Origin of the sequence: Streptomyces sp. NBC_00038, from assembly GCF_026343635.1 — a bacterium.
Classification (GTDB): Bacteria; Actinomycetota; Actinomycetes; order Streptomycetales; family Streptomycetaceae; genus Streptomyces.
The window spans coordinates 1,615,024-1,629,702 of sequence record NZ_JAPELQ010000001.1; the positions used below are offsets into that span (position 1 = coordinate 1,615,024).

The 14,679-nt window shown below is 70.4% G+C and carries 13 protein-coding genes; 9 read left to right on the forward strand and 4 right to left on the reverse strand.

Annotated elements, in window-relative coordinates:
- Positions 1-36: 36 nt before the first annotated feature.
- Positions 37-1,380 (forward strand): esterase-like activity of phytase family protein, encoded by a 1,344-nt coding sequence (locus tag OG219_RS07495; RefSeq protein ID WP_266824141.1) that lies wholly within the window; start codon positions 37-39, stop codon positions 1,378-1,380.
- A 69-nt stretch (positions 1,381-1,449) separates the two neighbouring features.
- On the opposite strand, the gene OG219_RS07500 is transcribed toward OG219_RS07495, so the two are convergent.
- Positions 1,450-2,070, reverse strand: a complete 621-nt coding sequence (locus tag OG219_RS07500; RefSeq protein ID WP_266824143.1) for a hypothetical protein — start codon at positions 2,068-2,070, stop codon at positions 1,450-1,452.
- 453 nt (positions 2,071-2,523) lie between these two features.
- Positions 2,524-3,690 (reverse strand): xylose isomerase, encoded by a 1,167-nt coding sequence (gene xylA, locus OG219_RS07505; protein ID WP_266824145.1) that lies wholly within the window; start codon positions 3,688-3,690, stop codon positions 2,524-2,526.
- Between the two features lie 183 nt (positions 3,691-3,873).
- Here xylA and xylB point away from each other — a divergent pair, with 183 nt between their 5' ends.
- The 8 genes from xylB (at position 3,874) to OG219_RS07545 (ending at position 13,307) form a co-directional block, all read left to right on the forward strand.
- Positions 3,874-5,319, forward strand: coding sequence for a xylulokinase (gene xylB / locus OG219_RS07510; protein ID WP_266824147.1), 1,446 nt, complete (start codon positions 3,874-3,876; stop codon positions 5,317-5,319).
- Positions 5,320-5,372: 53 nt separating this feature from the next.
- Complete coding sequence (locus OG219_RS07515) at positions 5,373-6,581, forward strand: ROK family transcriptional regulator (protein ID WP_266824149.1); 1,209 nt, start codon at positions 5,373-5,375, stop codon at positions 6,579-6,581.
- A 340-nt stretch (positions 6,582-6,921) separates the two neighbouring features.
- Positions 6,922-7,935: an acetamidase/formamidase family protein gene (locus OG219_RS07520; RefSeq protein WP_266824151.1), complete on the forward strand. Its 1,014-nt coding sequence runs from the start codon at positions 6,922-6,924 to the stop codon at positions 7,933-7,935.
- Between the two features lie 50 nt (positions 7,936-7,985).
- A complete protein-coding gene (locus tag OG219_RS07525; protein ID WP_266824153.1) occupies positions 7,986-8,585 on the forward strand; it encodes an N-acetylmuramoyl-L-alanine amidase in 600 nt (199 codons plus the stop codon).
- Between the two features lie 130 nt (positions 8,586-8,715).
- Positions 8,716-10,056, forward strand: coding sequence for a helix-turn-helix domain-containing protein (locus OG219_RS07530; protein ID WP_266824155.1), 1,341 nt, complete (start codon positions 8,716-8,718; stop codon positions 10,054-10,056).
- Positions 10,057-10,112: 56 nt separating this feature from the next.
- The gene (locus OG219_RS07535) at positions 10,113-11,636 is read left to right on the forward strand and encodes an aldehyde dehydrogenase family protein (protein ID WP_266824157.1); all 1,524 of its coding nucleotides are present in this window, start codon (positions 10,113-10,115) and stop codon (positions 11,634-11,636) included.
- An 8-nt stretch (positions 11,637-11,644) separates the two neighbouring features.
- Positions 11,645-12,001: a DUF779 domain-containing protein gene (locus tag OG219_RS07540; RefSeq protein ID WP_266824159.1), complete on the forward strand. Its 357-nt coding sequence runs from the start codon at positions 11,645-11,647 to the stop codon at positions 11,999-12,001.
- A gap of 76 nt (positions 12,002-12,077) precedes the next feature.
- Entirely contained in the window at positions 12,078-13,307 is a 1,230-nt protein-coding gene (locus tag OG219_RS07545; protein WP_266824161.1) for a phosphodiester glycosidase family protein, read from the forward strand.
- 41 nt (positions 13,308-13,348) lie between these two features.
- Here the strand turns inward: OG219_RS07545 and OG219_RS07550 are convergent, their stop codons facing one another.
- Positions 13,349-13,543: a hypothetical protein gene (locus tag OG219_RS07550; RefSeq protein WP_266824163.1), complete on the reverse strand. Its 195-nt coding sequence runs from the start codon at positions 13,541-13,543 to the stop codon at positions 13,349-13,351.
- A 145-nt stretch (positions 13,544-13,688) separates the two neighbouring features.
- A complete protein-coding gene (locus OG219_RS07555) occupies positions 13,689-14,543 on the reverse strand; it encodes a phosphatidylinositol-specific phospholipase C/glycerophosphodiester phosphodiesterase family protein (RefSeq protein ID WP_266824166.1) in 855 nt (284 codons plus the stop codon).
- Between the last annotated feature and the right edge of the window lie 136 nt (positions 14,544-14,679).

Here is a 14,679-nt window from a genome sequence, read left to right on the forward strand (position 1 = left end):
GGCCGCTGTCACCGAACTTGTGCCCCAGGAGGCCAGATGTCCCCGCACGCCGTCGGCCGGCGCCGCGTCCACCGATCCGTCGCCGCGGGCCTGCCGCTCGCCGTGGTGGCCTCCCTCGTGGTGGCCGGTACGGCGAGTGCGGAGGGCCACCCGTCACTGCCGCGGGTCACGCGCACCGCGACGCTCGGCGACATCCCGCTGGGCACGTTCAGCAACACGCTGCTGCCCGGCACCGTGGCCGACGACCGAGGTGTGGACCTCGGTGGCATCGGCAGCGACATCTACCCGACAGGGCGCAAGGGCGAGTTCTGGACGGTCACCGACCGCGGGCCCAACGGCCAGATCAAGGTGGACGGCACGAAGCGCCGCACGTTCCCGGTGCCCGGCTTCGACCCTGCCATCGTGAAGATCCGGGTGTCCGGTGACACCGTGAAGGTGCTCGACGCGATCCCGATCACCACGTCCGGCGGGAAGCCCGTCACCGGGTTGTCCAACCAGGCGGGGCGCGACGAGGCGCCGTACTCCTACAACGCGCAGACCCCGCTCACGTACAACCCGAACGGTGTCGACACCGAGGGCATCGTGCGGGCCGAGGACGGCTCGTTCTGGCTCGTCGACGAGTACGGCCCGTCGCTGCTGCATGTCTCCGCGCGCGGGAAGGTGCTCACGCGCTACGTGCCCAAGGGGCTGAACCTCACGGGCACGGACTACCCGGTCGTCGAGGCGCTCCCTTCCATCCTGCTGCACCGGAAGATCAACCGCGGCTTCGAGGGTCTCGCCCTGCTCCCCGGCGGTGACCTGGTGGTGGCCGTCCAGAGCCCGCTCTCACTGCCGGACGGCGACACTGGGGACGCCTCGCTCACGACGCGGCTGCTGCGCTTCTCGCCGAAGAAGCGGGCCGTCACCGCCGAGTACGCGTACCGCTTCGACCCCGTGAACGTGGTCGACCCGAGCGAGGACGACACGTCCGAGCTGAAGATCTCCTCCGTGGTGGCCGTCGGCCGCGACAAGCTGCTCGTCGAAGAGCGCACCGACAAGGCGGCGCGCCTGCAGACGGTCAAGCTCACCAGCAGCGCGAACCTCCTCGGCGGCCCGTGGGACAGCGACACGACGTCCCCCTCCCTGGAGCAGCTCGACGACCCGGCGGCCTCCGGCATCCCGGTGCTGCGCAAGAGCCTGGTCGTGGACCTCGGCACGGTCGACGGAGTGCCCGGCAAGATCGAGGGCGTCGCGCGCGTGGACGACAACACGCTCGCCCTCATCAACGACAACGACTTCGGGATGACCGACGGGACGGGCGCCTTCGACGCGCAGGGCCGACTGGTGGACAGCGGAATCGAGACGACCGTCACTTACGTGCGGCTGCCTCGCGGAATCTGACCCCCAGGGAGCCGTTTCGGTGCGCCACGCGCGCGTGAGCCGTGAACGACGGCCACGCACGCGTGCCGCTCACGTCAGCGGCTCGGTGAGCTTGTGCGTGCCGCTGCCGATGTCGGCGGCCAGGCTGCAGGCGACGCTGTCGATGCCGATTTCGTAGCCGCCGGGGTCCGGGTACTGCACCAGGGTGCCGCGTACCGTGCCCGTGGGCTGCTGGGCCGCCTTGCGTTCCAGAGAGGCTTCGCACAGGGCCGACGCGGCCTTCTTGAGGGCGGCTTCCGTCGTGTAACTGCCGTTGAGTTCGGCCACCTTCACGACCTCGGCGTCATGCGGTGTGCCGCAGGAGCGCTTGGCGGCCTGCCCGGGCAGGCTGTCGTTCGTGTCGAAACAATCGCCTGTCCTCAGCAAGTAGAACGGCACTTCGTCGTCCGCCAGACTCGGAATGAGCGACTCCAGGCCGCTCGGCAACTCCGAGGGCAGGGACGGCAGTTCACTGGGCAGCTCCGAGGGCAGCGACGGGAGTTCGCTGGGCAGTTCGGACGGGATGCTGAACGACGGAGTGGGCGACCCCGTGCTCCCGCCGCTCTCAGTGGGTGACTTCTTGTCCTGATCGCCGTCACCGCCGGTGGCCGCCAACGCCACGGCGACGATGATTCCGAGGCCCACGATCACGGCGAGCAGGAGGAACAGCACGTTGCGGCGCCGCCCTCCACGATGACCGCCTGGCCCACCTTGTGACCCGGGCGGCGGTGGTGGCTGCCAGCCGCCCCCGCCCTGTCCGGGCGGCCAACCGCCGCCCTCCGAAGGAGGACCGTAGCCGCCGGAGTCACCTGGAGGCGGACCATAGCCACCGGAGCCGGCGGGTGGAGGCCCGTAGCCTCCTGACGACGGTGGGCCGAAACCACCGCCTCCGGAAGGCGGTGGTTCTCCCGGCGTTTCTCCCGGCGGCCGAGGAGGCTGGGGCGGTAAGGGCGGCATGGCCATACCGTCAAGAGTCGCCTCGAAGCGGTCATGAGGCGACCCCTGCGCGGAAGTTGATACGAACCCATGCAATGGATCGCACGATTCCGGAAACTTCCGCGCAGAGATCAGCAGAAGGAAGCGGGGGCCTGCACCCACCAGGAGCTGCCCCGCCCTCCCCGCGGATCAGCCTCGCGCACCCAGCAGATGGTCCATGGCCAGCTGGTCCAGGTGCTCGAAGGCCATCCCGCGCGCGGCGGCCGCCTCCACGTCGAAGTCCTCGAAGGACGCGCGGTCCGCGAGCAGTCCCTTGATGCCGTCCGCGGCGGTGGGCTGCGCCAGCTCGTCCAGGCGCGAGGCGCGCAGCGCGTCCTGGACCTCGGGGTCGGCACGGAAGGCGGCCGTGCGCTCGCGCAGGATCAGGTAGTTGCGCATGCACCCCGTCGCCGACGCCCATACGCCGTCGAGGTCCTCGGTCCGCGGCGGCTTGAAGTCGAAGTGCTTCGGCCCGGCGTAACCGGCCGTCTCCAGGAGGTCGACCAGCCAGAACGCGGAGCGCAGATCGCCCGCCCCGAAGCGCAGGTCCTGGTCGTACTTGATGCCGGACTGGCCGTTGAGGTCGATGTGGAAGAGCTTGCCCGCCCACAGGGCCTGCGCGATGCCGTGCGTGAAGTTCAGCCCGGCCATCTGCTCGTGGCCGACCTCGGGGTTGACGCCGTACAGCTCAGGACGCGCCAGGCGCTCGATGAACGCCAGGGCATGGCCGACCGTGGGCAGCAGGATGTCGCCGCGCGGCTCGTTGGGCTTCGGCTCGATCGCGAACTTCAGGTCGTACCCCTGAGAGATCACGTATTCGCCGAGGAGGTCGAAGGCCTCCTTCATGCGGTCAAGGGCCACGCGTACGTCCTTGGCGGCGCCGGACTCGGCGCCCTCACGGCCGCCCCAGGCGACGTACGTCTCGGCGCCCAGCTCGACGGCCAGATCGATGTTGCGGATCGTCTTGCGCAGCGCGTAGCGACGTACGTCACGGTCGTTGGCGGTGAACGCGCCGTCCTTGAAGACGGGGTGCGTGAAGAGGTTCGTGGTGGCCATCGGCACCTTCATGCCGCTCGCGTCGAGGGCCTGCCTGAACCGCTTGATGTGGGACTCGCGCTCGCTGTCCGAGGACCCGAAGGGGATCAGGTCGTCGTCGTGGAAGGTCACTCCATAGGCGCCGAGCTCGGCCAGGCGCTGCACCGACTCGACCGGGTCCAGGGCGCGCCGGGTGGCGTCGCCGAACGGGTCCCTTCCCTGCCAGCCGACGGTCCACAGGCCGAAGGTGAACCTGTCCTCGGGGGTGGGCTGGTAGTTCATAACGCGGCTCCTCGCTTGCTCCGACTATTTCGTCATGGCGCTTAACAAATTAGTATGCGGAGGCATCTCTGGGAAGAGACAACGTGAGTCAGCACAAGGACGAGGTGCGAAATCCAGGCCACAGTGGTCCGGAGCACCCGAAAACAGGCCGATCCCGCGGAGCCGCGGAAGAGGGAGAACCCGATGTCAGCAGCCGAGGGCCCGCTCGTCGTCGGGGTGGACTCGTCCACCCAGTCCACCAAGGCCCTGGTCGTCGACGCGTCGACCGGACAGGTGGTGGCGAGCGGACAGGCGCCGCACACCGTCACCACCGGATCGGGCCGCGAGAGCGACCCACGGCAGTGGTGGGACGCGCTCTGTGAGGCGCTGCACCAGTGCGGCGACGCGGCGCGCGAGGCCGCAGCGGTGTCGATCGGTGGCCAGCAGCACGGGCTGGTCACGCTCGACGCCCAGGGCGAACCCGTACGGCCTGCCCTGCTGTGGAACGACGTGCGGTCGGCGCCGCAGGCCCGCCGACTGGTGGCGGAGCTGGGCGGCCCGAAGGCCTGGGCCGAGCGCACCGGCAGCGTGCCGGGCACCTCCTTCACGGTCACGAAGTGGGCCTGGCTGGCCGAGAACGAACCCGACGCCGTCCGCGCGACCGCGTCCGTGCGCCTGCCCCACGACTACCTCACCGAACGCCTCACGGGAGAGGGCACCACCGACCGCGGCGACGCCTCCGGCACGGGCTGGTGGGCATCCGGGACAGAGGCGTACGACGACGAGATCCTCGCCCACGTCGGCCTCGACCCTGCCCTGCTCCCCCGCGTCGTCCGGCCCGGCGAGGTTGCCGGAACCGTGCATTCCAAGGGTGGGCTGCCCTTCTCCAGAGGCACGCTCGTCGCCGCCGGCACCGGTGACAACGCGGCCGCCGCACTCGGGCTCGGGCTGCGCCCCGGCACTCCGGTGCTGAGCCTCGGCACCTCCGGCACGGTCTACGCCGTCTCGACGAGGCATCCCGCCGACCCGACCGGCACCGTGGCGGGCTTCGCCGACGCACGCGGCGACTGGCTCCCGCTGGCCTGCACCCTGAACTGCACGCTCGCCGTCGACCGTATCGCCGCACTGCTCGGCCGCGACCGCGAGGCCGTCGAGCCCAGCACGGGCGTGACGCTGCTCCCCTACCTGGACGGTGAGCGCACCCCGAACCTGCCGCACGCCTCGGGGCTGCTGCACGGGCTCCGGCACGACACGACCGGCGGACAGCTGCTCCAGGCGGCGTACGACGGCGCGGTCCACTCCTTGCTCGGCGCCCTCGACCTGGTGCTCGACGCGGACGCCGACCGCTCCGTGCCGCTGCTGCTCATCGGAGGGGGCGCCAAGGGCACAGCCTGGCAGCAGACCGTACGCCGTCTGTCGGGGCGGCCGGTTCAGGTACCGGAAGCCAAGGAACTGGTCGCCCTTGGCGCCGCCGCGCAGGCTGCGGGGCTGCTGACCGGAGAGGACCCGGCCGCGGTAGCCCGCCGCTGGAACACGGCCCGTGGGCCCGTGTTCGACACCGTGGAGCGGGACGAGGAGACGCTCGCGAGGATCGCCGGGGTACTCTCCGACGCGGCCCCGCTGCTGGAGCGGGAGCCGGACAGGCACTGACGAGGACCGCACCGACATGGCTGGGGACCGGCCGGACGAGGACTGACGGAGGCATGACCGCACCGCTGCACGAGGCCCATCCGACCGGTTCCGGCCGCCGCCTGCCCGACACCCAGCAGGGCATGCGCCGCCGCAACCTCTCCCGGGTCATGCACACGGTCAACGCCGAGGGGCCACTGTCGCGTGCCGCCGTCGCCTCGCGCATCGGGCTGACACGAGCGGCCGTCTCGACGCTGGTGGACGAGCTGATCCGCTCGGGGCTCCTCGAAGAGCTGGGACCCGAGCGGCCGGGGCGGGTGGGGCGACCCGGCTCGGCGCTCGCCGTCAGCGGCCACGGTCCCGCGGGGATCGGCGCGGAAGTGGGCGTCGATCATCTCGCGGTGTGCGCGGTCGATCTGCGCGGTGAGGTGCGGGCGAAGGCCGTACGGCATGGGACGAACCGCGGCCGGGCGCCCGAGCCCGTGATCGCGGAACTGACTTCGCTGGTCCGCCAGGTCGTCGCCGAGGCGGAGCGGGAAGGGCTGTGGCCCGCGGGCCTCGCGGTCGCTGTGCCCGGCCTGGTGGCGCGGGACGCCCGGACGGTGGTCCGCGCGCCCAACCTCGACTGGCACGACACGGACCTCGGCGCGTTGCTGCCCGGAGACCTGCCTTTGACCGTCGACAACGAGGCCAACTTCGGCGGCCTCGCGGAACTCTGGCTCGGCGACGCGACTCCCCGCGACTTTCTGCATGTGTCGGCGGAGATCGGCATCGGCGCGGCGGTGCTCGTGGACGGGCACCTGCTGCGCGGAACGCGCGGTTTCGCGGGCGAGTTGGGGCATGTGCCGGTCCGGCCGGAGGGGCCGCAGTGCCCCTGCGGTGGACGCGGCTGCCTCGAGCAGTACGCGGGTGAGGAGGCCGTCATGCGTGCCGCCGGCCTGGAACCGGGCGCGGACCGGGTCGGTCTCCTCGCCGCGCGTGCCGCCCAGGGCGACGCGGACGTACGACGTGCGCTGCGCGGAGCCGGGACCGCACTCGGCATCGCGCTGACCGGAGCGGTCAACCTGCTGGATCCGGAGACCGTCGTGCTGGGCGGCGCGCTCTCCGGCCTCGCGCCGTGGCTGCTGCCGGAACTGGAACGCGAGTTGGCGCGGCGCACGGCGGGCCCTGCCTGTGCCGTGTCCGTCTCGCGGCTGGGGCCGGAGGGACCGCTGCTGGGCGCGGCGCATTCGGTGGTTCGGGCGGTGCTCGACGATCCAGCGGCGGTGGCGGGGCGGTCGTAGCGGGGCGGTGGCGGTCGTCGCGCGGGGTGGTCGCAGCACGGACGACGTGGCAGGGCGGTCGGTAGCAGCACGGTCGCGGCGCGGGCGACGGCGCTCGGCGTAGGCGCTCGGCGTAGGCGTTGCCGCGGTCGGTATGCGTCAGAACGTGCGCCGCGGAACACCAGTTCCCCCTTTCGGGTGACCGAGTTGTCCACAACCCCGCGCCGGTCCACTGATTCATGCGCGTCTTCCCTGCTCAACCGATAAGCGCCGTACCGTGATTCACGCGAGGCACGGCCGTCGGACCGACGGCAGCGTGTCCGGGACCACCGAACCCTTGGCAGAGCGGAGCCGTGCAGACATGAGCGACCCCCGAATCCTGGCTGTGCGGCCCGAACCGGGCGAGTACGCGTGGACGTTCGGCGGCGCGCCGCCCGTCGCGCGCATCACGCCCGGCACCGTCCTCGACCTGTACACGGAGGACTGCTTCGCCGGACGGGTGCGGTCCGAGAAGGACCTGGTGTCCGAGGTCTGCGAGTTCCCCTTCCTCAACCCGCAGACGGGACCCTTCCATGTGGAGGGAGCGGAACCCGGCGACACAATCGCGGTGCACTTCGTGTCGATCGAACCGGCCCGCGACTGGGCGGCGTCGACGACGGTCCCCCTCTTCGGCGCGCTCACCTCCACCCACACCACAGCCACTCTGCAGCCGCCGCTGCCGGAGACCGTGTGGATCTGGCAGCTCGACCGGGAGCGGCGCACGGCGCTGTTCCGCGCGCGTGAGAGTGACATCCAGATCGAGCTGCCCATGGACCCGATGCACGGAACCGTCGGCGTGGCGCCCGCGAACCTGGAGGTGCGCTCCGCGCTGGTGCCCGACGCGCACGGCGGGAACATGGACACTCCGGAGATGCGGGCCGGCGTCACCTGCTATCTCGGAGTGAACGTCGAGGGCGCCCTGTTGAGCCTCGGAGACGGGCACGCGCGGCAGGGCGAGGGAGAGACCTGCGGAGTCGCCGTCGAGTGCGCGATGAACACAGTGGTGATCGTCGAACTGCTCAAGGGGATCGCCACCCCCTGGCCCCGCATCGAATCCGACACCCACATCATCTCGACCGGGTCGGCACGCCCGCTGGAGGACGCGTTCCGGATATCCCAGCTCGACCTGGTGCGATGGCTGGTGCGCGACTACGGATTCAGCGAGCTGGACGCGTACCAGTTCGCGACCCAGGCGGTCGAGTCTCCGCTCGCCAACGTCTGCGACACCAACTACACGTGCGTCGCCAAGCTCCGCAAGGAATGGCTGCCCGCACGTGAGACGCACCGCGGGCTGCACACACAACTTCGCGGAAGGGTCGCGGCACTCGGGCTGTGAAGCAACGGGCACCGAGCATTCGCCCCACCACACCGAAAGGCAGATTCCCCATGGAACGGGCCAGATCGTTCCCCAGTCGACGACGTCTCCTGAAAGGCGCCGCCCTCGCCGCCCTCCCGTACGCGTTACTCCCCGACGCACGGGCCACGGCACAGGCCGAAGCCGTCGACTATCCGCTCGCCGAATGGACTCCGGCGACCACGTCCAACTACACGGCGTCCAGCCGGCCGACGAGTTATCCGCTCGACTACGTGATCATCCACGTCACACAGGAGAACTACTCCGACACCCTGTCCATCTTCCAGAACCCGCAGAAGAAGGTGTCCGCCCACTACCTCGTGCGATCGGCCGACGGGCATGTGGCGCAGTGCGTGAGAGAGCGCAACATCGCCTGGCACGCGGGGAACTGGGACTACAACACGCGCAGCATCGGCATCGAGCACGAGGGCTGGGTGGACCAGCCCGCCTACTTCACCAACGCCCTGTACGAGGAGTCGGCCAAGCTCACCGCGGCGATCTGCACCAGATACGGAATCCCCAAGGACCGCGCGCACATCATCGGCCACTACGAGGTACCGGGCTCCGACCACACCGATCCGGGGCCGAACTGGGACTGGACGCGCTTCATAAGGCTCGTCAACTTCGCCTGAGTGCCTGCCCGTCCGGCCAGGTGACGGTCCTGCCAGGCACCGTCCAGCCGATGGGACGGTCGCAGCGCTTGTCCGTGCCCGCACCGGGAGTGACGATGGTCCCAGCCGCATCGCCTTCCGGGAGGCCGAGTTGACCGATCCATGGGTGGCCCTGGAGCCGGGCGCCGATCCCGTCGAGCGGGTGCGGATCCTGCGCCGCGCCCACAAGGCGTTCACCGAGGCGGGCACGGTGCCGCGGCCGGTCCGCTCGGTGGTGGCCGACTCGTGGCGGCGTTCGGCGCGGGCCGGAGTCATACCGGACGGCACCGCGAGCGTGGAGCTCACGGACGGTGACCTCGGCTCGTACCGGGCGGAGCATCCGCTGGCCCGGGTGATGCCGCTGTTCCGTGAGCTCATGGGGACGTTCGCGGCGGACGGGGAGCATCTGCTGGCGGTGTGCGACGCCCAGGGCAGGCTGCTGTGGGTCGAGGGCCATCCGGCGACGCGGCGGCAGGCGGGGCGGATGAACTTCGTGCCGGGTGCGCGCTGGTCGGAGACCTCGGTCGGGACGAACGCGCCGGGCACGGCGGTCGCCTTGGACCGGCCGGTGCAGGTGTTCGCGGCCGAGCATTTCATCCGCCGCGTCCAACCTTGGACGTGCGCGGCGGCGCCGGTGCACGATCCACGTACCGGGCGAGTGCTCGGCGCGGTCGACATCACCGGCGGGGACGGGCTCGCGCATCCGCACAGTCTCGGTTTCGTCCAGGCGGTGGCGCGGGCGGCGGAGTCCCAGTTGGCACTGCTCGCACCGCCGAAGGCAGCCGACGACACCATCGAACTGTCCGCGCTGGGCCGCGACGAGGCTCAACTGGTCGCGGGCGGCCGGAAGGTCAGGCTCAGCCGCAGGCACAGCGAGATCCTGGTGCTGCTGGCCCGGCACCCGGAAGGGCTGACGGGCGACGAGTTGCTGTGCGCGTTGTACGAGGACGAGTCGGTGACCCCGGTGACCCTGCGCGCCGAACTCACCCGGCTGCGCCGGCTGCTTGGCCCGGGGCTGCTGAACTCGCGCCCCTACCGGCTGACGGCACCGGTCGAGTCCGACGTCTCGGTCGTCGAGCGGCGGCTCGGTGCCGGCGCCGTGACGGCTGCCGCGTCGGCGTACGCGGGTCCGTTGCTGCCGGGATCGGAGGCCCCGGCGGTGGTGCGGTTGCGGCGCAGGCTCGCCGACGGGCTGCGAGCGGCGCTCATCGCCCACCGTGATCCCGACCTGTTGGCGGAGTGGGCCCGCGCGCCGTGGGGCGAGGACGACCTCGACGTTTGGCGGGCGCTGGCCGCCGTACGTCCCACAGCGGTCGTGCGCGCACGCCTGAGCGCGCTGGAGTCCGAACTGTCGGCGCCAAGCTCACGCTTGGCGCACGCGCCTTGGACTCGACCGGCAGGTCACAGGGACCTGCGAACGTCCGCAACGTCCTTGCAACGTCCCCGCTCCTAGCCTCGCGGCGAGAGCTGCCCAACGGCGGGCAGCGCTTCTCCGGGAGGCAGACCCGCATGACCCGTTACACGGCGCCCGGCACTGATGGCGCGATCGTCTCCTACCAGTCTCGCTACGACCACTTCATCGGCGGAGAGTACGTTCCGCCGGCTCGGGGGCAGTACTTCGAGAACCCGAGTCCGGTGAACGGGCAGCCGTTCACCGAGATCGCTCGGGGCACCGCGGAGGACGTGGAGCGCGCGCTCGACGCGGCTCATGCGGCCGCGCCCGCCTGGGGGCGGACTTCGACCACCGCGCGCAGTGACATCCTGCTGAAGATCGCCGACCGGATGGAGGCGAACCTGGAGAAGCTGGCGGTGGCCGAGAGCTGGGAGAACGGCAAGCCCGTACGCGAGACCCTGGCCGCCGACATCCCGCTCGCCATCGACCACTTCCGCTACTTCGCGGGGGCGATCCGCGCCCAGGAGGGTTCGGTTGGCGAGTTGGACGACGACACCGTCGCGTACCACTTCCACGAGCCGCTCGGCGTCGTCGCGCAGATCATTCCGTGGAACTTCCCGATCCTGATGGCGGTCTGGAAGCTCGCACCCGCCCTCGCCGCCGGCAACGCGGTCGTCATCAAGCCCGCCGAGCAGACCCCGGCGTCCATCCACTACTGGATGAGCCTGATCGCGGACCTGCTGCCGCCCGGCGTGGTCAACATCGTCAACGGTTTCGGCGTGGAGGCGGGCAAGCCGCTCGCGTCCAGCCCGCGGGTGGCGAAGGTCGCGTTCACCGGCGAGACCACGACGGGGCGGCTGATCATGCAGTACGCCTCGGAGAACATCAAGCCGGTCACCCTGGAGCTGGGCGGCAAGTCGCCCAACATCTTCTTCGACGACGTCTGGTCCAGGGACGACGACTTCCGCGACAAGGCCCTCGAAGGCTTCACGATGTTCGCGCTCAACCAGGGCGAGGTGTGCACCTGCCCGTCCCGGGCGCTGATCCAGCGCGGAAACTACCGGGAGTTCCTGGAGGAGGCGGTCGCCCGCACCGAACTGATCAAGCCGGGGCATCCGCTCGACACCGACACGATGATCGGCGCGCAGGCCTCCAACGACCAGTTGGAGAAGATCCTCTCCTATCTCGACATCGGCCGGCAGGAGGGCGCCAAGGTTCTCACCGGCGGCGAGCGCGTCGAGTACGACGGAGAGCAGAAGGGCGGTTACTACGTCCAGCCGACGATCTTCGAAGGCGACAACCGGATGCGAATCTTCCAGGAGGAGATCTTCGGCCCGGTCGTCTCGGTCACGTCGTTCGACGACTTCGACGACGCCATCAAGATCGCCAACGACACGCTGTACGGGCTCGGGGCCGGTGTGTGGACGCGGGACATCAACACCGCTTACCGCGCGGGCCGTGCCATCCAGGCGGGCCGCGTCTGGACGAACTGCTACCACGCCTACCCCGCGCACGCGGCGTTCGGCGGCTACAAGCAGTCAGGCATCGGCCGCGAGAACCACAAGATGATGCTGGACCACTATCAGCAGACCAAGAATCTCCTGGTCAGCTACTCCCCGCAGAAGCTCGGCTTCTTCTAGCCGCCGCGGTGGACGCCACCCCGCGCGTGGAGCTGACCCCCGCGGCCGCCGAACTGGTGCGGCGGCTGCGGGACGTCCACGGCCCGCTGATGTTCCACCAGTCCGGCGGCTGCTGCGACGGCAGCGCGCCCATGTGCTACCCGGAGGGCGAGTTCCGTACCGGTGGCTCGGACGTCCTGCTCGCCGAGCTGGACGTCGACGGCGTCGACGAGCCGGTGACGTTCTGGATGGCGAAGAGCCAGTACGAGCTCTGGAGCCACACGCGGCTGATCGTCGATGTCGTGCCGGGCCGCGGCAGCGGCTTCTCGCTGGAAGCACCCGAAGGAGTGCGTTTTCTGACCCGTTCCCGTCTGGTCGGCGGGTAGCCACTGCCACGGCCACCTTCCGTCTGATGAACTCCCCTTGAGTTCTACGACAGTTGACGAGACATCAGGGGGCACGGTGGCACGTCGTAACCGACGGTTCAGAACGGCGCTGACGGTTGTCGCGGCATGGAGTGCGCTGGCCGGTACTGCCCTTGTGGGGGCGGCACCGGCCAGCGGCGCGCCGAGAGTCACGCGCATCGCGGCGGGCGTCCAGTACGAGGAGTTGGACATCCCGGCCGCAAACGGTGTGGCGCACGCACATGTGCTGACCATCGATATGCGCGACCCACATGTGCGGGTCGACCTCCTCTACCCCGGGGCCGTCGCGTCCCGGGCACCCGTCTCCCAACTGGCCGGTGCCCGAGGAGCCGTCGCGGGCATCAACGGCGACTTCTTCAACATCACGGAAACCCAGCATCCGGGGGTCGCGGCGACGGGCGCCAGCGTGGGCCCGGCGATCGCGAGCGGGCGCGCGCTGAAGGCGGCGGTCCCCAACGGCCAGCGTTTCGGGCCGGCTCTACCGCCGGGAACGACCACCGAGGACGTGCTCGGTGTGGGCGTCGACCGCAAGGCCCGGCTGGACGGCCTGGCCCTCGACGGCTCGGTACGCAGCGCCGACGGCAAGTGGCCGCTCGGCGGGCTCAACCAGTACGCGCTGCCGGTGGGTTCGATCGGCGCGTTCACCTCGGACTGGGGAAGTGTCTCCCGGGTGCGCTCCACATGTGGCACGGACACCGACCGGGCCGCGCCCTGCAGTACGGACACCTATGAGGTGACGATCGGGAAGGGGAGGGTCGTGTCGTCGGCCGACACACCCGGCAGCGGCCCCATCGCTCCCGGCACCACCGTCCTGGTGGGCCGCGAGGCGGGCGCCCAGCAGTTGCGCAAGCTGTCGACGGGCGAACCGGTCCGGCTACGGCACCGTCTGGTCGCGGAAACCTCCTGGATCCCGTACCGCTTCGCGCTCGGCGGCTATCCGGTGCTCGACGACGGCCTGCCGCTGCCCGGCCTCGACAACACCACCTCGGCCGTACGGACCGCCGTCGGCGTCGCGGACGGCGGACGACGTCTGCTGCTTCTCGCCCTCGACGGAGCCCCCGCATACCGCAATGGGCTCACCATCGCCGAAGTCGCGAACACCATGCGGAAGTTGGGCTCGGTCGACGCCTTCAGTCTCGACGGCGGCGGGTCCACCACGATGGTCGCCGAGCAGCCGGGGGCAGACGCCGTCAGCGTCCTCAACCACCCCAGCGCAGGCGCCGAACGCCCGGTCCCGAACGCCATCGGCGTGTTCTCAAGCCCCTGATGCCATAGAGCCGCAGGGGCTTCGACCGAGCTCGCAGGGGCTCACGGTTTGAGGCTGCTCACAATGTCCGCCGTTGCCGTGAGCCCGTCGTGGATGGTCGGCGCCATGCTCGTGCTCGCCAGATAGAAGCCGAGCAGAACACAGACCACGGCGTGCGAGAGCTTCATTGCGCCGTTGCGCACGAAGATCACCGCGAGGATCAGGAGCAGTACCACCACAGAGATGGAAATGGCCATCGTTCAACCTCCTCCGCCACGTCGACACCGCGGCTTTCGGCCGCAAGTGTCGCGTAGCGGAGGGTTCGTCCGGGCGGCTGACGTGTCCTCCGAACGTGTGGTGTCTACGACCACTCATGCGTCGCTCGTGCGTGTGTGCTGCGGGTCAGTGGGCGTCCAGGAATGCTTCGAGGCCCGCGAGGTCGTCGGTGTTGAAGTAGTCGACGTCGGCGGCGAGGAGTTCGCTCCACAGGGCGTCACGGGCCGGGCCCGCCAGATCCGGCGTCGCCCAGAACCGCACCTTCTGCCGGCGCGCGTGCGCCGCGGCGATGATGCCACGCAGCATCTCGCGCTCGGCGGCGGGGAACGCGCCGGTGCCCAGCCAGGTGAAGTTGAGCGTCCAGTTGTCGCTGATCAGCGGGATGAAGGAGGCGGTCGCCGCACTCCCGAGGTCGGCGAGCCGGCCGTCGTAGAAGGCGCGCCGCACCGTTTGGGCCTCCATGGGCGCACGGGCGGCGCGATCGCCGGAGATCACGGCGGTGACCGCACCGGGGTGCACACGGCCGTGCGCGTACGTCGTGAAGAGGTTCTTGTACCGGCGCAGATGACGGTCGAGTTCGAGGTACGTCGAGGAGCCCTCGGTCTTGATGTCGATGAGGAGTTGCAGGGGTGTGCGGTAACCCCGGTACACCGAGCCGTGGTTGGCCTTCACGCGGGCGGCGAGGGGGTCGAGGTAGAGGGATTCGATGGTCCGGGTCGGGTCCAGGTCGACGGGGTCGTGGGCGACGAGCAACTGGTCGCCGACGAGGTAGATGTCGACCTCGACGCTGCCGAAGCGGTGGTCGAGGGCGTCGAAGAGGGGGCGCGGGTGGTCGTAGTCGTTGTGCGCGTGGGCGCGCCACAGCGGGCGCGGGCGGTGCTTCTGCTCCCCCGCCAGTGCGGACGTGGCGGGCAGCGCGACGGCGCCCGCGAAGGCGGCGCCGAGGGTGGTGAGGGCTCTGCGTCGGGTGGTAAGGGCCATGCTCTGCCTCCCTGGAATGCCGTACAGGACCTCAGCGAGTATGCGATCCATGGGCGCCCAAGGAGCAGGCCCGTGCGGGGAGTTGGCTGGACTGCCTCCGTGCGTTCACCTCGTCGGCCCTGCGTTCAGACGCAGG

Coding starts and splice junctions, on each gene's coding strand:
- OG219_RS07520 (WP_266824151.1), top strand. CDS start 6,922: ATGAGCGACCCCCGAATCCTGGCTGTGCGGCCCGAACCGGGCGAGTAC.
- OG219_RS07515 (WP_266824149.1), top strand. CDS start 5,373: ATGACCGCACCGCTGCACGAGGCCCATCCGACCGGTTCCGGCCGCCGC.
- xylA (WP_266824145.1), bottom strand. CDS start 3,690: ATGAACTACCAGCCCACCCCCGAGGACAGGTTCACCTTCGGCCTGTGG.
- OG219_RS07555 (WP_266824166.1), bottom strand. CDS start 14,543: ATGGCCCTTACCACCCGACGCAGAGCCCTCACCACCCTCGGCGCCGCC.
- xylB (WP_266824147.1), top strand. CDS start 3,874: ATGTCAGCAGCCGAGGGCCCGCTCGTCGTCGGGGTGGACTCGTCCACC.
- OG219_RS07550 (WP_266824163.1), bottom strand. CDS start 13,543: ATGGCCATTTCCATCTCTGTGGTGGTACTGCTCCTGATCCTCGCGGTG.
- OG219_RS07535 (WP_266824157.1), top strand. CDS start 10,113: ATGACCCGTTACACGGCGCCCGGCACTGATGGCGCGATCGTCTCCTAC.
- OG219_RS07495 (WP_266824141.1), top strand. CDS start 37: ATGTCCCCGCACGCCGTCGGCCGGCGCCGCGTCCACCGATCCGTCGCC.
- OG219_RS07525 (WP_266824153.1), top strand. CDS start 7,986: ATGGAACGGGCCAGATCGTTCCCCAGTCGACGACGTCTCCTGAAAGGC.